This window comes from Halomonas sp. AOP30-A1-24 (assembly GCF_052378165.1).
GTDB classification, from domain to species: domain Bacteria; phylum Pseudomonadota; class Gammaproteobacteria; order Pseudomonadales; family Halomonadaceae; genus Vreelandella; species Vreelandella citrativorans.
Genome location: NZ_JBQSXL010000028.1, coordinates 27914 through 47974, shown reverse-complemented (window position 1 = coordinate 47974; position 20061 = coordinate 27914). Strand labels below are relative to the sequence as shown.

At 53.9% G+C, this 20061-nt stretch carries 16 protein-coding genes; 8 read left to right on the top strand and 8 right to left on the bottom strand.

The window, feature by feature from the left end:
- Nucleotides 1-205 precede the first annotated feature (205 nt).
- Nucleotides 206-1744: a glutamate:gamma-aminobutyrate antiporter gene (gene gadC, locus ACT3TJ_RS14815; RefSeq protein WP_444622454.1), complete on the top strand. Its 1539-nt coding sequence runs from the start codon at nucleotides 206-208 to the stop codon at nucleotides 1742-1744.
- A 152-nt stretch (nucleotides 1745-1896) separates the two neighbouring features.
- Here gadC and ACT3TJ_RS14810 read toward each other — a convergent pair whose 3' ends face one another.
- A complete protein-coding gene (locus ACT3TJ_RS14810; protein WP_441679236.1) occupies nucleotides 1897-2982 on the bottom strand; it encodes a PA0069 family radical SAM protein in 1086 nt (361 codons plus the stop codon).
- A gap of 235 nt (nucleotides 2983-3217) precedes the next feature.
- Here ACT3TJ_RS14810 and ACT3TJ_RS14805 point away from each other — a divergent pair, with 235 nt between their 5' ends.
- The 3 genes from ACT3TJ_RS14805 (at nucleotide 3218) to ACT3TJ_RS14795 (ending at nucleotide 5825) form a co-directional block, all read left to right on the top strand.
- On the top strand, nucleotides 3218-4657 hold the full coding sequence (locus ACT3TJ_RS14805; RefSeq protein ID WP_193055108.1) for an alkaline phosphatase: 1440 nt from the start codon (nucleotides 3218-3220) through the stop codon (nucleotides 4655-4657).
- Between the two features lie 119 nt (nucleotides 4658-4776).
- Nucleotides 4777-5238, top strand: coding sequence for a hypothetical protein (locus ACT3TJ_RS14800; protein ID WP_193055107.1), 462 nt, complete (start codon nucleotides 4777-4779; stop codon nucleotides 5236-5238).
- Nucleotides 5239-5387: 149 nt separating this feature from the next.
- Nucleotides 5388-5825 carry a hypothetical protein gene (locus ACT3TJ_RS14795; RefSeq protein WP_441679264.1) on the top strand — a complete coding sequence of 146 codons (438 nt, stop codon included), beginning with the start codon at nucleotides 5388-5390 and terminating at the stop codon, nucleotides 5823-5825.
- A 12-nt stretch (nucleotides 5826-5837) separates the two neighbouring features.
- Here ACT3TJ_RS14795 and ACT3TJ_RS14790 read toward each other — a convergent pair whose 3' ends face one another.
- Complete coding sequence (locus ACT3TJ_RS14790; protein WP_444622453.1) at nucleotides 5838-6758, bottom strand: hypothetical protein; 921 nt, start codon at nucleotides 6756-6758, stop codon at nucleotides 5838-5840.
- A 123-nt stretch (nucleotides 6759-6881) separates the two neighbouring features.
- On the opposite strand from ACT3TJ_RS14790, the gene ACT3TJ_RS14785 reads away from it, so the two are divergent.
- The gene (locus ACT3TJ_RS14785) at nucleotides 6882-7451 is read left to right on the top strand and encodes a putative glycolipid-binding domain-containing protein (protein WP_172118294.1); all 570 of its coding nucleotides are present in this window, start codon (nucleotides 6882-6884) and stop codon (nucleotides 7449-7451) included.
- A 50-nt stretch (nucleotides 7452-7501) separates the two neighbouring features.
- On the top strand, nucleotides 7502-7990 hold the full coding sequence (locus tag ACT3TJ_RS14780; RefSeq protein ID WP_444622452.1) for a GNAT family N-acetyltransferase: 489 nt from the start codon (nucleotides 7502-7504) through the stop codon (nucleotides 7988-7990).
- Between the two features lie 104 nt (nucleotides 7991-8094).
- Here the strand turns inward: ACT3TJ_RS14780 and pgi are convergent, their stop codons facing one another.
- The 4 genes from pgi to ptsP all read right to left on the bottom strand — a co-directional run bounded on the left by pgi (nucleotide 8095) and on the right by ptsP (nucleotide 15571).
- Nucleotides 8095-9759 carry a glucose-6-phosphate isomerase gene (gene pgi / locus ACT3TJ_RS14775; protein WP_444622451.1) on the bottom strand — a complete coding sequence of 555 codons (1665 nt, stop codon included), beginning with the start codon at nucleotides 9757-9759 and terminating at the stop codon, nucleotides 8095-8097.
- Nucleotides 9760-9972: 213 nt separating this feature from the next.
- On the bottom strand, nucleotides 9973-11712 hold the full coding sequence (locus ACT3TJ_RS14770; protein WP_444622450.1) for a PTS fructose-like transporter subunit IIB: 1740 nt from the start codon (nucleotides 11710-11712) through the stop codon (nucleotides 9973-9975).
- The gene (gene pfkB, locus ACT3TJ_RS14765; protein WP_193055094.1) at nucleotides 11709-12677 is read right to left on the bottom strand and encodes a 1-phosphofructokinase; all 969 of its coding nucleotides are present in this window, start codon (nucleotides 12675-12677) and stop codon (nucleotides 11709-11711) included. Before pfkB ends, ACT3TJ_RS14770 begins: the two co-directional genes overlap by 4 nt.
- Nucleotides 12677-15571 carry a phosphoenolpyruvate--protein phosphotransferase gene (gene ptsP / locus ACT3TJ_RS14760; RefSeq protein ID WP_444622449.1) on the bottom strand — a complete coding sequence of 965 codons (2895 nt, stop codon included), beginning with the start codon at nucleotides 15569-15571 and terminating at the stop codon, nucleotides 12677-12679. The genes pfkB and ptsP overlap by 1 nt, the downstream gene beginning before the upstream one ends.
- Before the next feature lie 208 nt (nucleotides 15572-15779).
- Here ptsP and cra point away from each other — a divergent pair, with 208 nt between their 5' ends.
- Nucleotides 15780-16760: a catabolite repressor/activator gene (gene cra, locus ACT3TJ_RS14755; RefSeq protein ID WP_193055092.1), complete on the top strand. Its 981-nt coding sequence runs from the start codon at nucleotides 15780-15782 to the stop codon at nucleotides 16758-16760.
- An 18-nt stretch (nucleotides 16761-16778) separates the two neighbouring features.
- Here cra and ACT3TJ_RS14750 read toward each other — a convergent pair whose 3' ends face one another.
- Together ACT3TJ_RS14750 and pyk are read right to left on the bottom strand one after the other, a co-directional pair.
- Nucleotides 16779-17252 (bottom strand): methylglyoxal synthase, encoded by a 474-nt coding sequence (locus ACT3TJ_RS14750; protein ID WP_192527694.1) that lies wholly within the window; start codon nucleotides 17250-17252, stop codon nucleotides 16779-16781.
- 3 nt (nucleotides 17253-17255) lie between these two features.
- Nucleotides 17256-18734: a pyruvate kinase gene (gene pyk / locus ACT3TJ_RS14745; RefSeq protein WP_193055091.1), complete on the bottom strand. Its 1479-nt coding sequence runs from the start codon at nucleotides 18732-18734 to the stop codon at nucleotides 17256-17258.
- 254 nt (nucleotides 18735-18988) lie between these two features.
- Here pyk and gap point away from each other — a divergent pair, with 254 nt between their 5' ends.
- A complete protein-coding gene (gap, locus tag ACT3TJ_RS14740; RefSeq protein WP_172118285.1) occupies nucleotides 18989-19993 on the top strand; it encodes a type I glyceraldehyde-3-phosphate dehydrogenase in 1005 nt (334 codons plus the stop codon).
- Nucleotides 19994-20061 lie beyond the last annotated feature (68 nt).

The following is a 20061-nucleotide window of genomic DNA, read 5'->3' as shown; positions in this document are numbered from 1 at the left end:
GCTGCTTGTTAATTGAAGATATGAAGCGAGCACTTCAGCATTTTGAAGATCATCCCGTGGTTAATCCACTATCAGAAGATGAAGCCAGCGGCTTTAATCATTCCTGATTTGAGACTCTTTGGTTGTTAGGGCGGCTAGACATCGCCGCTCTAATTAGCGAATAAAAGAATGACGGATTAATAATTCGTTTCTTCGGGGAATAAATATGGATAATACACAATCGATAGCCGCGCCAAAGCAGCTTTCGTTATTGGGTTTCTTCGCGATAACGGCTTCAATGGTAATGGCGGTATATGAATATCCTACCTTTGCAACATCGGGTTTCTCGTTGGTCTTCTTTCTTATTCTTGGTGGGGTTCTGTGGTTTATTCCGGTAGGGCTTTGCGCGGCAGAAATGGCGACGGTTAAAGGCTGGGAAGAGGGCGGGGTTTTTACGTGGGTATCCAAAACGCTAGGTGAACGATGGGGATTTGCGGCAATCTCCTTTGGCTATTTGCAAATTGCTGTCGGCTTTATTCCTATGCTTTACTTCGTGCTAGGCGCACTCTCTTATATTCTTAATTGGCCTGCACTGAATAGCGACCCGATAGTCAAAACGATTGCGGCATTGATTATATTGTGGGGATTAGCGTTAACTCAGTTTGGCGGTACCAAGAATACGGCGCGGATTGCAAAGCTAGGCTTTTTTGCAGGTATTCTACTGCCCGCTTTTATCTTAATTGGGCTTGCAGTTTTGTATCTTCGCTCAGGTGCGCCGGTCGCTATTGAAATGAGTGCACAGACGTTTTTCCCCACCTTTGGTAGTATGAGTACCTTGGTAGTGTTTGTCGCTTTTATACTGAGTTATATGGGGGTTGAAGCGTCGGCGACTCATGTCAATGAGATGAAAAACCCTGGTCGTGACTATCCTCTCGCCATGTTATTTCTTATGGTTTCTGCCATTCTCTTAAGTTCTCTCGGTGGGTTGACGATTGCATCTGTTATTCCTCACGAGCAAATCAACTTATCTGCGGGCGTGATGCAAACCTTCAGTGTGTTGATTAACCACTTTGGCAGCCATTTTGAATGGGCTATTCGGATTATTGCTGCGCTGCTATTGCTGGGCGTGCTGGCTGAAATAGCCGCATGGATTGTTGGACCATCACGCGGCATGTTGGTAACCGCGCAGCAGGGTATATTGCCGGCGCGTTTTGCTAAAGTAAACAAGAACGGCGTGCCGGTGGCGTTGGTTATTTCTCAGCTAACCATTACAACTATCGCATTGATTATTCTGACGAATACGGGGGGAGGAAATAATATGTCCTTCCTGATTGCACTAGCGCTAACCGTCGTTATCTATCTGTGCAGCTACTTTATGCTATTCCTGGCTTACATTACCCTTGTTCGAAAACAGCCTGAAAATCAACGTACCTTCAATATCCCTGGCGGTAACAAAATAAAAATTACCGTTGCAGTAGTGGGGTTACTTACTTCTTTAGTTGCTTTTGTCGTCTCCTTCTTCCCTCCCACGGGGTTGCCAGGAAAAGAGTCTAACGAAGTGTATACCGGTTTGCTGATCGGCTGTTTCCTTGTAGTGCTATCGATTCCGTTTATTATTTATGGAGTGCATAATAAAAGCGCTGCGCCAAAAAACCTTAAACTACACCATATCAAGCCCCATACCGCGCCCGAAGGTCACTACTTTATTCATCCCAAAGCCCGCAGTACGCATCACATCACTGTTGATGGAGAAAAGCTGCATTGATGAACCATGGGAGGATGTTTAGAAAGGTCGTCATTAGATTTTAAGCAGAGCTATGACGAATAGCGAAAAACAGTAGTATTAATCACTTAGGCATTTGCTTGGCACTTTCAGTAAGCTGAGAGTATGTCAGGCAAATGCCTTTTTCATGGGCTTTAATAAAAAAGCTCGCCCTGAGCGTTGGGCGGGCGAAAGTCTCGGGTATTCAGCCCTTGCTCGGTACGAGATTGAAAGTTCCACTGGCGGCTGGCGCGATTAAAGCGTTGTGCAATCATATCGGCAAAAATACCTTCGCCGCGAAAGCGCTTACCGAACTGAGCGTCGTAGGCCTTGCCGCCCCGGCATTGGCGAATCAGGCTCATTACCTTGGCCGCACGCTCGGGGTAATGGGCATCCAGCCAGGCTTCAAAAAGAGGAGCGACTTCATGGGGTAAGCGCAGCAGCATCCAGGACGCCGTTCGTGCGCCAGCACGGCTGGCGGCCTCAAGAATCCGCTCTATTTCATGATCCGTTAATCCGGGGATGACCGGAGAAACAAGCGTTCCGACGGGAATGCCAGCAGTATTCAGCTCACGGATAACTTTTAAACGCGCTTGAGGAGAGGCCGCACGAGGTTCCAGCGTGCGTTTCATATTGGCGTCTAGGCTGGTCAGGCTAATAAATACGCGCACCAGGCGGTGTTCGGCCATCTCAGCCAGCAGATCCATATCCCGTAACACTAACGTGCTTTTGGTCACAATAGTGACTGGATGGCGGCAAGCCAATAATAGCTCAAGCAACTGGCGCGTTAAGTGGCGCTTGGCTTCTAGTGGCTGGTAACAATCGGTATTACCAGAGAGATTGATTGGTCGGCAGACGTATCCAGGCTTGCAAAACTCCTCACTTAATTGCTCCACCAGGCCATTTTTGGCAATCAGCCTGGTTTCAAAATCAAGCCCCGGGGACAGATCCCAATAGGCATGAGAAGGGCGGGCATAGCAGTAAACACAGCCATGTTCGCAACCTCGGTAAGGGTTCAATGAGCGATCAAAAGGCAAGTCTGGCGACCGGTTCCAGGAAAGCGCACTCTTACTGGTTTCTTCGCGTACTTCAGTTGCCCGTGTGGGGGAAGTCTCTTCGCGCCACCATCCGTCGTCTTCTGCCACACTATGGGTTGGGGCAAAGCGGTTGTGCGGGTCATAGGTTGCCCCGCGGCCTTTGTGCACGGGAGGCCGTATTGGTGATTTGCCGAGAGACGCCATACACCTGCCTCTTTCTATATTTGTGTATATATATACAGTATATGCGTTGTGACCAAGCGTGCAAGCGTTACTCAGGAGAAACCCGCAATGAACAGTTTTACGGATCGGCTACTGATTGCGATTCATGTTTATTAGAAATAATTGACTTACCTTCATTAGCAGTCATGAAAATGACATTTTTAGGCGCTACGATTTGTTGGATATCAAATTAGCTAAATTTATTTTAGGGATGAAAATGAAGAACTTTACGCGCAACGCACTCACGTTGGCACTGGCATCGGTCATGGCTACGCCGGTATTAGCGCAGGAAAATACAGCTAAGAACGTTATTTTGATGATCACCGACGGTACCGGTATCGAGACGTTCCGTGCGGCAAGTTACTTCCGTCACGGCGCGCTGGGCCATGAAGTTTATGATGAGTTTGACACACAGCTTTTCATGGCAACGCATCCGTTAAACACCTCTACCACGCCCACCAAGAGTGATGACGGTACGGTTACGTTTGAACCAGCCGAGCTCTGGAACGACGAGGCGGTAGATACCGTTTACGAAGGTAGCCTGGGTAACTACAAGGGCTACTTTGCCGGTTACGACTACGCTCGGGCTGATTACACCGACAGCGCGGCAGCGGCAACGGCGCTGGCTTCAGGCCATAAGTCCTATAACAGCGCCATCAACTGGTCCAACGATGATGAGCCGCTTAAGCATATTGGCGAATACACTGTTGATAGCGGCCGCGCTCTAGGTGTTGTCTCATCGGTGCAGGTCTCCCACGCGACGCCTGCCGGTTTCATGGCCCATAACGTAAGCCGCAACGACTATAGAGCCATTGGCCGCGAAATTGTCGATTCTGGCCTTGCCACTGTCGCCATCGGTACCGGGCACCCCTATTACGATGCAGCCGGCGAGCATGTCGATAACCCCGGTGAGAGCGATTTCCGCTTTATCGGTGGCGAAGAGACCTACCAGCGCTTGGTAGGCGGCGAAACGGATTACGCCTTTATCGAAAGCAAGGACGATTTTGAAGCTCTGGCTGCTGGTGAGTTGGATCTTCCCAAGGACAAAGTACTGGGCCTGGTGCAGAACATTCAGACGCTGCAATACAGCCGCCCCGGCGTAACCGGCGGTAATCTACTGGATACGTCACCAAGCCTTGCCACACTGACGGGCGGCGCTTTGAACGTGCTCAATGCCAGTGAAAACGGCAACGAAAATGGCTTTTTCCTGATGGTTGAGGGTGGCGCTGTGGATTGGGCTGCTCACGCTAACAACCTGCCGCGTATTATCGAAGAGCAAATCGACTTCAACGAAGCTGTGGAAGCGGCCGTTGAGTGGGTAGAAAACAACAGTTCCTGGGACGATACCTTGATCATTGTAACGACTGATCACGGTAACGGTTTGCTTCAAGGTCCTGACTCTGATGTGAATGCCTATAGCCCGATCGTTAATCAGGGGGCTGGCGCGCTACCCTTGGTACGTTGGCATTCCGATACCCACACGCGTGAGCTGGTACCGTTGTATGCCCACGGCGCGGGCGCTGAGTTCTTCTTTGACATTGCTCAGGCAGAAGACGGTCTTTCCCGCTATGAAGTAGACGAAGACAGCCACTACTGGATCGACAACACCGACGTATTCCGCGCGGGCCTAAACGCTTTCGGTATCGAAGCTGAATAAATAGGCAAGTATAGCAAGTACAACAGAGCCGCCTTCGGGTGGCTCTGTTCCGTTGGTAACCACTGACTGATATCACTTCGCCAACGACCATCCACTCACTACCCCGAAAAGAGTCAGATATGAAGCTTCATAACACGCTTTCACTGCTGTTAATGACAACACTAGCCAGCACGTCAGCATTTGCACTTAATGCTGAGCGCGCGCCCACCGCCAGTGGTCACGCCTATGCTGAGCCTTATAAAGCCGTTCGCAAAGAGGGCGTTTTACATATTGAAGTACGTTTCGTGACGGACTACCCAGGTTACTCTGGTGAGATCATTTATGACGATATCCCGCTAGATCGAATTGACGGGAAGATCTACGCCGAGTTCGGCGACCAGTCGTTCTCGCTGCTGCGTGAAGATGGAGGTGTGGTCGCGCCAGACAGCTTGCGCCTGAGCTTTAACTACGAACCAGACAAGAACCCACGCGTAGGCACCTGGAAAGCCGATTTTGTCGCCCCCATGCACGACGTTAACGAAGTCATGCTGTTCATGCCTAATGTTGCGCCCATTGGTCCGATTGTCATTCGGGATCGTTAAACAACCGGTTCTACATCCGTCCGTTATACAGAGTGTAGCCGTACTGCTTCATTGCCTTGGTAAGAAATTACCAAGGCAATGTTGTATCGGGTACCAGGTTTTTGGGCCAAATTTGGCTTATGCTGGAGGTTTAAATGTAAGGTAAGCCTATGAAACCTTTCTCCATTCTTTTGATTCGATTACTCGCTATTTACCTCGCCATTACGCCTTTGCTAAGCGTATCGCCGCTGCTGTTTAGCCCCGGCTACGATGCGGAGCTAGCCCAGTGGCTGCCATGGCTCGCAGCCACTGCTGTTATTCCTATCATCGCGGGTATCGTACTGTGGTTTTCTGCGGTAACGCTGGCCAATAAATTTCTTGGAGATGAGCCTGCTTTAACGATTGCCGAGGAGGGCCTGGTACGCGCAGGCAGCTTCTTGATCGGTGTGTATCTTTTCGTTCAGCATTTAAGCACAGCGATAGGCCAATGGGCATGGGGAGGCATAGTGGCCTATGGTTCGCTAGCAGCGGTGGTGCTCAGCATTGGCCTAATAGTTGGCGCTCGCTTTCTAGCCAAGCTGTATAGAAGGTTGAAGTATTTCGAGTAATGGAGCGAATGGTCACACTTCCACGCTAATGCTACCCGTGACTACGCTGGCACTGTTCACGGTAGTAGGTAGCATTTGGCCTAGCGAAGAGTAGAGTGCATTGGAGGTTGACTGGGCCAGTGTCCGGTCAAGTTTTCTCATATCTTCTTCCGCCTTTTTTAGTTCTCGGCGGGCTTCTTTATCCTCTTGACGTAGGCGAATCTTTAGCTCATTCATCGCTTCCTGAAGCTCTTTTTTTGTGTCGATCAAAATACTGCGTAGAGCGTGTTCGCTGGCACTAATTCCTTGAGAACGGCGATCATCCTGCGGTTGCGAAGTGATGATTACGGCCGGCTCGTTTGGCGCGTTATTGGTCGTGGTGGCTGCATCTTGGGCATGCTCGCTCTGCTCATCCTCCTGGTTCGCCATGGCCGCCTCCGCACTGGCGAGCGTCGCGTTGGCGGCTTGAGCGTCAGCTTGTGCATCGGCGCTGCCGTTTTCAGCACTGTCAGGAGAAGCGGTAGGGGTGACACTTGTTGGCTGGGCGCTCGTTACCGTAGGCGTGACAGAAGGGCCAGCGCTACCACCGCCGCTATCATTTAATTGCCGCGCTGCCACACCTAGCTCGCGGGCGATGCTTTTAAGCTCTTTAGCCATGGATTTGAGCTGTTCTGGTGATGCAAAGCGCATCATCGCTTTAAGTGTTTCCAGCCGCTGCTTTAAAAAGCCGACTTTCTGCGAAGCATTTTGCATCGCTGACTCTTTCGGGCTGGGCAGGGCCGCCAGTTGCTCAAACGCCTCTTTCTGCTTTTTAAGGCGTTTAGTCAGTGCATCGTCAGCATCCGGTGCTGCCACCATCGGGCTCTTTTGGCTCGCGACTCGAGACACCTTCAAAGCGGAAGACGATTCGTGACGGGTACCTATCAACATAAAATTGGAAAATCCGATCTTCATGGTCGATCCTTCGTTGTTATTAATAGACGTTATCGGCCATTTATAAGCTAACTTTAGTAAGGTTGAACTGGCTTGAGGGATACCGCCGCATAGGATGATTGATAGGAGTAAGGTTCGGAATTTATGACGATGCCAACCAACGATACGATTGTCTGGCAGCGGTTGGACCTGCCAGGACATGAGTTATGTAGCGTGAGCAGCGGCGAAAAAGGCCACCTGCTGACAGGATCTTCCATCTTCGTAGCCAAGGGACACAAGTGCTTGCTCTCCTACAGAGTCGTGTGCGATGCGGCTTGGAAAACGCAAGAAGTGCATGTGGTCGGTAACATTAATGATGAGCCGATCAATGTGGTACTTATGGTCGAGCCTGGCAATGTGTGGACGTTGAACGGGGTTGAGCAACCTCAGGTTGAAGGGTGTATTGACGTTGATCTCGCCTTTTCACCAGCGACGAATTTGCTGCCTATCAGACGATGCAATATGGCTATAGGAGACTCCGAGCAGGCAGTCGCTGCTTGGTTAACATTTCCAGAGCTGACGTTAGAAAAGCTCCCTCAACGTTATACCCGGCAATCAGAGTCAATATTTCACTACGTATCGAGCGGCGGTGATTTCGAAACGGAGTTAACGGTAACGTCATCAGGTTTTGTATCTAACTACCCGCTGTTGTGGCGAGAAGAGCATGGCGAATAACCATCGTAGCTTCAATGATGGCCGGGCCTGGACAATGAGCCTTCGGTATTGTGGCAGCAAGCTTATATTCAGCTTCCATAAATCGGTTTGGGCGGTATAAAGCAATGCACATTGCCAGGTTGAAAGCAGCACAGAGTGATCATGATTTTATTTGGCGTGCTTATGAAAGCGCTTACCAGAATGTTGTCGAGCGTCAATTCGGCACGTGGGAGGCCGAGCTTCAAATGCCAGCTTTTGATGAAAAATGGCGCCAGGGTGGTTTTGAAGTCTTGGAGCTAAACGGTAGGTGTGTAGGTGCAGTATGGGTAACCAATGAAGTGGAGTTTCTACAACTTCGAGACCTGTTTCTTTTAGCTAAATATCAAGGTCGAGGAGTTGGTTCGTATGTTGTGCGCCAAGAGCTTGAAAAGGCAAGAGAGCTGGGCGTGCCTTTACGGCTTCGTGTTTTAAAGAAGAGCTTGGCCATCGCCCTGTACGAGCGGCTGGGTTTTACAATATGCGGTGAGGCATCAATGCAGTACTGGATGGAAGCGAACTAACACGCTATTTTCGTCGATACAGCATCAATACGGATTACGTATAAAAAGCCCCGGCTGTTACGCCAGGGCTTTGAATAAACGCTTTCCTCTATGTCTAAAATCCGCTAACTCTTTTTCCTGGTCGATTTTTTGGCGTTTTCAGCTTGTTGACTGTTGGTGCTGGCGCCACCACCCGGAAAATGCGCGCGCACCAATTTCAACAACCCTTGGGTTGAGGCATCAAAATCCGCGGCATTGGTATCAATACGTTCGCTAATTTCACCGGCGATGCGCTTGCCTAGCTGAACACCCCATTGATCAAACGAGTTGATGTTCCAGATCACGCCTTGAACAAAGACCTTGTGCTCATACAGCGCGATTAGCGCGCCCAGGTTTTTGGGCGTTAGCTCATCCAGCAGTAGAGTGCTGGAAGGGCGGTTGCCGGGGCAGCTGTAGGGGTCGTGTTGGCTTAACTCTTTACCGTCGCCCTGGCTGCCTTCCATAAAAGCGTTAGCCTGGGCGAGCATGTTGGTTAATAGCGCAAAGTGGTGGTCTTCCATGCCAGGCTCCGGTTTGAGCGAGGCGATAAAGTCGATAGGTACGTAGCGCGTGCCCTGGTGCAGCAGTTGGAAGAAGGCGTGTTGACCATTGGAGCCGGTTTGACCCCATACAATCGGGCCGGTTTTATAGTTGACCGGGTGGCCGAAAATATCCACCGATTTGCCGTTGGACTCCATATCCAGCTGTTGCAGGAAGGAGGGCAGCTGGTTAAGCGCTTGGTCGTAAGGCACGATGGCTTGGGTTTCTGCGCCAATAAAATTGATATACCAGATGCCGATAAGCGCCATGAGCACCGGCATGTTCTCGGAAAAAGGCGCCTCAATAAAGTGGCGGTCCATCTCGTGGGCACCTTCCAGCAGCTCAATAAACCCTTCAAAACCGATAGATAACGCGATCGGTAAGCCGATTGAGGACCACATGGAGTAGCGCCCACCCACCCACGCCCAGAACTCGAACACGTTCTCTTCACGAATGCCGAATTCCATAGCCGCTTTGCGGTTGGTTGAAGCGGCTACAAAGTGGGCACCTACATCCGCGTCGCTTCCGGCGTTCTCCAGGAACCAGCGCCGCGCTGTTTTTGCATTGAGCAGCGTTTCCTGGGTGGAAAATGTCTTGGTCGAGACGATAAACAGCGTGGTGGCCGGGTCCAAGCGCGAAAGCACCTTCTGGATATGCGTGCCGTCCACGTTGGATACAAAGTGAAAGTGCATCTCCGGATGACGATATTTAAGTAGCGCGCGCACCGCCATGTTGGGGCCAAGGTCCGAGCCGCCAATCCCGATATTAACGACATCCTTGATCGATTGGCCGCTGTAGCCTTTCCATTCTCCGCTGCGTACCGTTTCAGAAAACTGTTTGATCTGTTCGCGGGTGCGGGTAATTTCCGGCATGACGTCTTCGCCGTCGACATACACCGGTTCGTCACTCAGGTTACGCAGCGCGGTATGCAGTACCGGGCGGTTTTCGGTAACGTTGATAATATCGCCAGAAAACATTTGTGCCCGGCGCTGCACCAGTGCGGAGTGGTCAGCAAGCTCTATCAGTTTGGTGAGCACTGCGTCGGAAACATGGTGCTTTGAATAGTCCAGAAACAGACCGCCTACCTTGAGGTTCATCTTCTCAAAGCGCTTTGGGTCGTTAGTGAAGTAGTCCCGGATGCGGTCGTTATGGGTGTTGTCGCGCAGGCGTTCAAGCGCCTGCCACGTAACGCTACGGGTGAGTTGAAACATAGAGCGCGTGTCCGTTGTTGTTGAGTGGCAAATGTTAACTGGGGTAAATGGCGGTGATATCGATTATGTAAAAATACTACATAAAAAAGTGATAAGGGCAACTATCCGTTGAGCGTGGCGATAAAACAGGTAATAAAACAGCAATGACGTCAGCAGCTTTTATACTGGGCTAACCACGAGCAGGCATTGCGCCTGCTCGTGTTGAGCTAACACTTAGCTGGCGACGGCCACTTGAGCGGCGCCGCGTTTAATAAAGGCGTAGCTCAGGCCAGTGATGAGTGAGCCTGCCACAATGGCGCCCAAGTAAAGCAGTGGCGGGGTGATTGCATTAGGAATCAGCAGGACAAAAATACCCCCGTGCGGGGCCATTAATTGGGCACCCACCAGCATCGAAAGTGCACCCGTAACGGCGCCCCCAGCGATACAAGCGGGAATAACGCGCAGCGGATCTTTGGCCGCGAACGGAATCGCGCCTTCACTAATAAAGCACAACCCCAGTACGAACGAAGCCTTGCCGGCTTCACGTTCCGGCTCGGAGAACTTATTGCGTGCCACGAAGCTTGCGATACCCATGCCAATGGCCGGTACCATGCCTGCCGCCATAATCGCGGCCATGGGGCCGTAGGTGCCTGAGGCCAAGAGGCCCACACCAAAGGTGTAGGCCGCCTTGTTAACCGGGCCGCCCAAGTCAAAGCACATCATGGTGCCCAGCAAAATACCCAGCAATACAGCATTGGTGGAGTCCATCGACGCGAGGAAGTTGGTTAACGCATTAAGCAGCGCAGCAACCGGTTCGCCCACGATGTAAATCATGACCAGGCCAGTCACAAGGCTCGCGATCAGCGGAATAATCAGGATGGGCTTAAGTGACTCGATGCTCGAAGGCAGCTTCACATGGCGAGTGACTGCAAGGGCTACGTAACCGGCTAGAAAGCCTGCCAGAATACCGCCAATAAACCCCGAGCCAATGTCCGCCGCCAGCATGCCGCCAATCATACCCGGCGCAATACCTGGGCGGTCGGCAATTGAGTAAGCGATATAGCCTGCTAATACCGGAATCATCAACGCAAACGCGGTGCCGCCGCCAATCTGCATTAACGCAGCGGCCAGGGTGCCTTCCTGCTCGAACGCCTCGATGCCGAACATAAACGACAGGGCGATCAGCAGCCCGCCCGCCACTACCATGGGCAGCATAAACGACACGCCGGTGAGCAGGTGTTTATACACGCCTTTCTCTTTCAGGCTTTTGCTTTCATTTGAAGCCGTATTAGCCGTGCCTGCACTTTCCACACTGGCCTGGGCCAAGGCGTTTTCAATCGTTGCCTGGGATTTTTTAAGCGCCGTACCGGTCGAGGTGCGGTACACGCGTTTACCGGAAAAACGCGTTGGATCAACTTCAATATCGCAGGCCAGAATGACAACGTTGGCGGCGGCGATTTCGTCTTCCGTTAGCTTGTCTTGGGCGCCGACTGAGCCCTGGGTTTCCACACGTATGGAGTGGCCCATGGCGTTGCCCGCCTCAGCCAGCGCTTCTGCGGCCATAAAGGTATGAGCAACACCGGTGGGGCAGGCGGTAACGGCTACAATGGTTTGGCCGCCTGCAGCGGCTGGCGCTTTTGTTTGAGAGGTAGCCGCCAGGGCGCCATACAACGGTGCTTCGCGTTTAGCGGTGGTTAAAAACGCGTCCGGGTCAGGCAGTGCTTGAGCAATCGGTGCCTGGTAAAGGCGTTTGCCTTCAAATCGCTCCGGTGCGGGTACGTGCTCGGCGGCCACGACAATTAAATCGGCATGGGCAATTTGTTCGGCAGTGGCGGCCTCGACCGGTGCCAGTTCTCCGTGCATTTCTACATGCACTTTCCAACCCAAGCGCTGAGCGGCTTGTTCAAGGCGTCGGGCGGCCAAAAAAGTCGTTGCCATGCCGCTGGGGCAGGCTGTAATTAGAATAATATTCATTGTGACGTTCCCTCGGTGCGGCTGGCGTGCAGGCGCTGGACCTGAGTATGTTGTAGGAGTACGGCAAAGTCGTCCGCGTGGGCATTGCCCACGCCAACATGGCGAACAGATTCGGCGGAAAGCGCCGTGGCAAAACGCAGTGTTTCTTCGTCACTTTGCTGGCTGAGCACGCCGTGGAGCATGCCAGCCACAAAGGTATCGCCGGCACCCACGGTATTGGCTGCCTGAACGCGGGGCGGCGTTGACTGCCAGGTGCCCTTGGCGTTTACCCAAATAACGCCGTCGGCCCCGGCAGAAAGTAGCGCTTGGCCAATACCTGCCTGATAAAGGCGGCAGGTGGCGCTTACTCGCTTGGCGTGATCATCCAGTGCCTCACCGGCCCAGTGGGCAAGTTCCAATTCATTGGGTTTAACGGCTTCGGGGGCTACCTCAATCGCGCACAGCAGGGCTTCGCCACTGGTATCCACCCATAACGGCACGCCGGTGGCTTTTAGTTCCGTTAGCAGCGTGGCAAAGCTTGTCAGGCTTAAGCCAGGGGGCAGGCTACCTGCCACAAGAATGGCATCGACAGGCTCAGCGTTTAGTTGCTGTTTAATGCTGTTTAGAAGGGCGGCGACTTGCGTGGCGTCTACGCCGATACCGGGGCCGTTAATGTCGGTCACCCGGCCGCTTTTTTCCGCCAGCTTGGCATTAATACGGGTTTCTCCCGGCACGCGGACAAAGGCATCCGTAACGCCCAGCTGGGTAAACGCCCGTTGGAAGGGGCCATCGTTATCGCGCCCGAGAAATCCGCTCACTACCACGTGATGGCCCAGCGAGGCCAGCACTCGTGCAACGTTAACGCCTTTGCCCGCGGCTTCCAGTTGCGCGTTCCTGGGACGGTTAACCATGCCCAGCGTTAACTCTTCAAGATCAAACGCCAAATCCAGCGCTGGGTTGAGCGTAACGGTAATAACCCGGGCCATTAGTGTGCCTCCAGCGCGTCGCGCACAGCGGCGCTGGTCGCCTGGCTTAGGGCCAGTTGCGCACTGGCTTGGGCATCGGCCAGATCGAACTCACGCAGGCGAGCTTTCACCAGCGGAATTTGCCGGGCGCTAACTGAAAGCTCATCAACGCCTAACCCAACCAATACGGGAATAGCCGCCGTATCCGAGGCCAGCTCACCGCAAACGCCGACCCATTTGCCTTGGGCATGAGCGGCGTCAACGGTCATCTGGATCAAACGCAGAACCGCCGGGTGTAGGCCATCTGCCTGGGCAGAGAGCTCTGGATGACCGCGGTCAATCGCCAGCGTGTACTGGGTTAAGTCGTTGGTGCCAACCGAGAAGAAGTCCACCTCGGCGGCAAGCGTTGGTGCCAGCAATGCGCTGGAAGGGATCTCGATCATCACGCCTAGCTGCACGTCGCTTGCGCGCTCATCCGCGGGAATTTCCGCAAGCAAACGGTCAAAAATGGCTTTGGCGGCGTGAAATTCAGCCACGTCCTTGACCATTGGCAGCATAATCCGCAGCGGCCTGGGCGTCTCTTCTGAACCCGCTACCGGGGCGGCTGCTATTAGAAGCGCGCGCAGTTGGGTTTCGAGTACGCCGGGCTCGGTTAACGCCAGGCGAATGCCACGCAGACCCAAAAACGGGTTGTCTTCCTGGGGGACTGGCCAGTAGGGCAGGGGCTTGTCGCCACCCACATCCAGGGTGCGCGCCACTAGCGGGCGGCCGTTCAGGGCGTCGATGGCCTGCCGATACTCGGCGGTTTGCGTGGCAAGGTCGGGGGCGCTTGAGTGGGCCATAAACAGGAACTCAGTGCGCAGCAGGCCAACGCCCTCGGCACCACGTTCAACCGCATCTTCTGCATGAGCGGTGTTGCCCAGGTTAGCAGCCACCTCCACGTAGTGGCCGTCGCGGGTTTGGGCGCGTTCATAACGCCGCTCCCAAGCATCGGCTTCACGCGTCTGTAAATCAAGCAACTGCTGCTCGGCGCGGCGTAAGCGCTGCTCAGAAGGCGAAGGAATGACGCGGCCTCTTTCACCATCAAGAATCATCATGCTGGCATTGGCTAAGGCCATTACCGCTTTGCCGGCGCCCACCACCGCGGGTATGCCCAGCGCACGGGCCAAAATAGCGCTGTGGGCAGTGGCGCCGCCACGCTCGGTCAAAAGACCGCGCACGCGGGAGGTATCCAGGCGCGCTACGTCGGAAGGACCGATATCGTCCATCACCAGAATGTAGGGGTGGTTGGGTGGCTCGGGAAGTTGGGTGTCGCACAAAACGCTCAGTACGCGGCGACCCACGTCACGCAGGTCGGCGGCACGCTCAGCAAGCAGGCGGTCGGCAAGCATTTCTTGCGCGTGGGCGGCGGTTTCAATCGCTTCCCACCAGGCCGCCTCTGCTGAACAGCCTTCACGAATGGCATCTTCGGCGGCGCGGTGCAGCTCGGGGTCATCCAGCATCTCTTCATGCATGGAGAGGATATCGGCTACTTCGCCACCCGGCGCATTGCGCACCAGGGCTTCCAGCTGGGCAATACCCTCCTGGATGGCATTGTGCAGCCGGGTCAGTTCGCGGTCGGGATTGTCAGCCTGTTCCGGGTAATCAAAGTGCTGAGGGCGAATAACAAACACCGGCGCAATCGCAAGCCCGGGGGAGGCCGCAATCGCCGTATGCGGTGTATCGGCTGTCAAAGGCTTAACGGTTTCCTCGTGAGCAGGGTGGGTCGCCAGCTGCTCTCGGCCACTGTCAAAAGGCGCTACCTTTTCACCCAAACCGCCTTCAATTGCATTCGCGACGTTGGCCAGTGCCTGTGGTGCTTCGCTGCCTTCGCCAGAAAGCACCAGCCACTGGCCACGGCGTGCACCCAAACCGATGACTTTGGTCAGGCTCGCTGCGGAAACGCTGGCGGGGCTGCCTTCTTCCAGGCGAACGTTAATCGCAACGGCCTGTGCTCGAGCTACCTGCACCAACTGTTTAGCCGGGCGGGCGTGCAGGCCGTGGGGATTTAATACCCGCACGCGCTGGGTATGCGTATTGGCCGTTTCACCTGCAAGCTGAGCCAGCACCTGGGCGGCATCGGCCTTTAGTAACGCGTGGCTTGGGGTGTTTTCGAGCACCTTCTGAAGTTGCTCCAACAGGGAGGTGTGCGCGCTTCCCTGTGCTGCCAGGCAAAACAGGCCGTGAACAGCATGGCCGTTCTCTTCCATGCGTGCTTCGACCGGTGTCGCCACGCCCAGCGCAGGCTGTTGGACGCCGCTGGCGCTGCTGGCAAGCCAAAAACCGTCGCCCAGCCAAACCGGCGGTTTCGCCGCAATATCGGCAATAAAGTGGTTATCTACGCAGCCACTTTGGCGTAAGCGGGCGGCCGCTGCCAGGGCCAGTTCCTGAACACTCTGTGCGGGAAACTGCAGGCAAAGCGTGTCGCTATCCAGCTTGGGCGCGGGGGCAGATTTAGACAGCAGGCGAGCGACGTCCTCGGTGGAGCGGGCTGCGGCAAGCGCTTCAGCAACGCCGTCACGGTCCAGTACGTGCGTTAGGGCGCGCAAAATATCCAAATGTTCATCATTTTGTGCGGCAATCGTCACCAGTACATAGACGCGGTTGCCATCGTGCCATTCGATGCCTTCTGGAAATTGCAGTACTCGAACGCCAGTCCGCTTAACATGCTGGCGGCTTTCGGGCGTGCCGTGGGGAATGGCGATAGCATTACCCAGATAGGTAGATGACTGCGCCTCACGGGCATGCAGGCCCTCGCGATAGGCAGGATCAACCAGCCCCGCGTCAGCCAGTACCCGGGCGGCCTCATCCAGCGCCGCTTGCCAATTGTTGGCGTGGCGGTCAAGCAAGATGTCATTAGGACCGAGTGTGAGCATGCAATTCTCCTGTAAGGACGAGTCCGGTAACGGCTCGACGGCGACGTAAAGGACACAAATGCCGAGTAACGGTATTGATCGATGCCTACCGTCTATGATGATAATGCTGAAACGATTCAGCTAAAGGCGCAAGGGGTGTGTTTTTAGACTTTGGTGGGGGTCTCGTCAAGGCGCTGTTACACTTTGCAGGCTTATAAGGAGAAAAAACATGACATTAGCCGATATTGCGCGGCTTGCAGGTGTTTCACGCACCACGGCCAGTTATGTCATTAATGGGCAGGCTGAACAGCGTCGTATCAGTGCCGCCACGATTGAAAAGGTCATGAGCGTTGTTCGTGAGCATCAATATCAGATTGATCCACAGGCGGCGGCGCTGCGCCGAGGTGCCAGTCGGCTGATTGGTTTAATCGTGCCTGACCTTGAAAACATCAGCTATGCACGCTTGGCGAAGCGCTTGGAGCGTGGTGCGCGCGAGCAAGGATATCGGCTGCTGATTGTAAGCTCGGATGACTGTGCCGAAAGTGAGCGCGCCCTGGCGCTTGCCCTGCGTGCTCAGCGCTGTGAAGTACTGATTACTGCCAGCTGCCTGGCCGACGTTGACCCATTTTATAGGGAATTGGTTAACGACGGCTGGGCCGTGGTGGGCATGGACCGAGGGCTGGATAGCCACTACTTTTCCAGTGTTGTTAGTGATGATCACGATGCCGCTGAGCGTTTAACGCTCTCGGTACTTAACCAGGATACGCGGCGAGTTGCCTGGCTTGATGCCATGCCTGAGTTGTCTATTAGTCGTGAGCGCCGGGCCGGTTTTGAGGCCGCGTTAAAAGATCGCGATATCGAGGAAGTGTATTTGAGCGCTGAGCGCTACGAGCGTAGTGAGGCGATGGAACTTGCCCAACAGCTGATTAGCGAGCCCAAGGGGCTGGATGCACTGGTGACCGCATCGTATACCTTGATGGAGGGCGTTTTAGATGCGTTTTTAGAACGTGGAGGGCTTTCCAGGCATATCCGGCTTGCCACTTTTGGTGATCACCGCCTGCTGGATTTTTTGCCTCAGCCGATTAATTCGGTGCACCAGGATTATGATCGGATAGCAGAATTGACGCTTAACAGTGCGCTAAAAACTGCCCGAGGCCAGGGGGGCGTCGGGCAGCAGGTCGTTAAGCGGCATCTTTTTCAGCGTGGGTAAGGGCGCTAAATCCTTAAGTTAAACCCTGGCGCTGGCCCAGGCGTTAGCATCGGGTATCGACATATCGTAGCGCTCACTTAGATAGGGCGATGAGAGCAGGAAGTCCGCACTGGCTGCGTTGTTGGCGACAGGTACATTCCACAGCGTGGCAAGGCGTAGCAGCGCTTTAACATCGGGGTCGTGGGGCTGTGGAGCAAACGGGTCCCAGAAGAACACCAATATATCGAGCTTTTGCTCGGCGATGCGTGCGCCTATCTGCTGGTCGCCGCCTAGTGGCCCGCTCATTAATCCTTCAACGGTCAAGCCCAGTTGTTGAGTTAACCGGCCTGCGGTGGTGCCCGTACCCATTAAGTGATGCTGGCGCAGCGTCTCCTGCCAGCGTTCCGCCCACTCCAGTAGTTCACTCTTTTTGCCATCGTGGGCGATAAGCGCAATACGCTTTTGAGCGGGTAAGGTACGTAGCGCTTGGCGAGGCGGTCGGGCATCGTTCATTGTTTATTCTCCTGATGTTTCCTGCTCAATAGCGATAATCTTCATGGTGTTGGTGCCGCCATGAGCGTTCATATGATCGCCGCGAGTCAGAATAATATGCCCACCCGGGCGTGCTAGGCCATAGGCTTTAAGCAATTTCAGCGCCTGCTGGTTTACTTCAGTGGGCTCCATCTGGGTGGTGTTGAAGGGGAGCGATACCACGCCACGGTAAAGTGCCATGCGGCGCTGGGCGACGGGACTATGCGCCAGGCCAACAATTGGCAGGCCAGAACGAATGCGCGAGGCAATCAGCGGTGTGTAACCGGTGGAGGTCATGCAGGCAATCGCGCTAACGCCGGTTAAATGGTTCGCGGCGTACATGGCCGAAAGGGCGATGGTTTCATCCATGCGCTCAAAGCCTTCATGCATGCGGTGGCCAGACGACTGTGCCAGCCGCTCGCGCTCGGCGCCTAAGCAAACACGGTCCATGGCTTCAACGGTTTCTACCGGAAATTCACCGGCTGCCGTTTCTGCTGAAAGCATAACGGCGTCGGTCGCATCCAGCACCGCATTGGCCACATCGAACACCTCGGCGCGTGTGGGCAGCGGGGATTCGATCATCGACTCCATCATTTGGGTGGCGGTAATCACGGCGCGGTTAAGCGAGCGGGCATGTTTGATGATGCGCTTTTGGGTGCCTATGAGTGCTTCATCGCCAATTTCTACACCCAGGTCGCCACGCGCCACCATAACGGCTTCAGAGGCAATAATGATGCCGTCCAGCGTTTCATCATCTGCCACTGCCTCGGCACGCTCCAGCTTGGCGACTAGGCCAATCTCTTTGCCTTCTTCGCCCAGCAGTGCGCGTGCTTCCCGCATATCGTCTGCTGAACGCGGAAAGGAGACCGCCAGATAATCCACGCCGATTTCCACTGCCGTTTTTAAATCGGCCTTGTCTTTGTCGGTTAAGGCGGGAGCAGAAAGGCCACCGCCCTGTTTGTTGATGCCCTTGTTGTTGGAGAGCTTGCCACCCACATGAACACTCGTGTGTATTTCCTGGCCCGCAATGGAGGTCACATCCAGGACAACGCGGCCGTCATCCAGCAGCAGCCGGTCGCCGGGGGCTACATCATCAATAAGTGATGGGTAGTCACAACCAACGCGTTCACTGTTGCCCGCATTGGTATCCAGCGCCATGTCTAGAATAAACGCTTCGCCTACTGATAAATGAATAGGGCCTTCAGCAAAACGCGCGATGCGAATTTTAGGACCTTGTAAATCGCCTAGTGCAGCAACACATTTACCTAAGCGCTGGGCGATATCGCGAACATCCTGTAGGCGTCGGCGATGATCATCGGCAGAACCGTGGGAGAAGTTAAGTCGAACGACATCGACGCCTGCCGTGATCATCGCCTCAAGAATACCTGGCTGGTCGCTGGCAGGGCCTAGTGTGGCAACAATTTTGGTACGGCGAAGCGGCAAAGGTGAATTCGATAGGCTCATGAGCAGGCTCTCCTTAAATATTAAAAAAAAGCAAAAAACCAGTGTTGTCAGACTGCAAGGTGACTGCTTAATTGTCGGCGTGAAGTGTAGACGACCATAGTGATAATATAGTAATTTTACTACAAATAGGTTATTCGATAGCCAGCAAAGCAGCGTTGTAAGCGATTTTGTTCTTTTTAAAACGCTTTTACGTGTCTTTTTGGTAATTTTTTTACTTGAATGAAGCCATCCACCACCGAGCATGAGGTGTCAGCATGACGATCAGAGTTGCTATTAATGGGTTTGGACGGATCGGCCGTAACGTCTTACGCGCCCTGTATGAAAACGATTACCGTGACAAAATTCAGGTAGTGGCGATTAATGACCTTGGCGATCCTTCGCTAAATTCGCATTTACTACGCCACGATACGGTGCATGGGCATTTCCCCTTCACTGTAGAGCACGACGCAGAAAGTATCAGCGTTGACGGCGACCGCATTGCGATCTCTTCCGAGCGCGATCCTGCCAGCCTCCCTTGGGCATCCATGAATATCGATTTGGTCATGGAGTGCACGGGGCTATTTACCAAGCGAGAAGCTGCTGCCAAGCATTTGGAAGCGGGCGCTAAACGAGTACTGATTTCGGCACCCAGCCCGGATGCGGATGCAACGATTGTTTTCGGTGTTAATGATGACGTGCTGACTGCTGAGCATAAGGTTGTCTCTAATGCATCTTGCACGACTAACTGCCTGGCACCTGTCGCCAAAGCGCTGAACGACACCATAGGTATCGAAAACGGCCTGATGACGACCGTTCACGCTTATACCAATGACCAGAATCTTTCGGATGTTTATCATACCGACCCGTACCGCGCACGCAGCGCCACTCACTCCATGATCCCGACCAAAACCGGAGCCGCCGCTGCGGTGGGTTTGGTGCTGCCTGAGCTGGAAGGTAAGCTGGATGGGCTGGCCGTGCGCGTACCGGTGATTAACGTGTCGTTGGTGGATCTAACCTTTAACGCAGGGCGCGATACCAGCAAGGAAGAGATCAACCAGATCCTCGAAAAGGCCGCTGCCAATTCGAGCGTACTGGCTGTCAATGCTCAACCGCTGGTATCCATTGACTTTAACCATGACGCGCATTCATCAACGTTTGATGCCAATCACACTCGTGTGAATGGCCGTTTGGTGAAAGTAATGGCGTGGTACGACAACGAGTGGGGTTTCTCCAACCGTATGCTGGATACCGCCATTGCGATGCAGGCAACCGCAAAATAGTTATTTTTGAAGTGCGCTGTTAATGTTTGATTTAAAGGCCGAAAATTTATTTTCGGCCTTTATTTTTA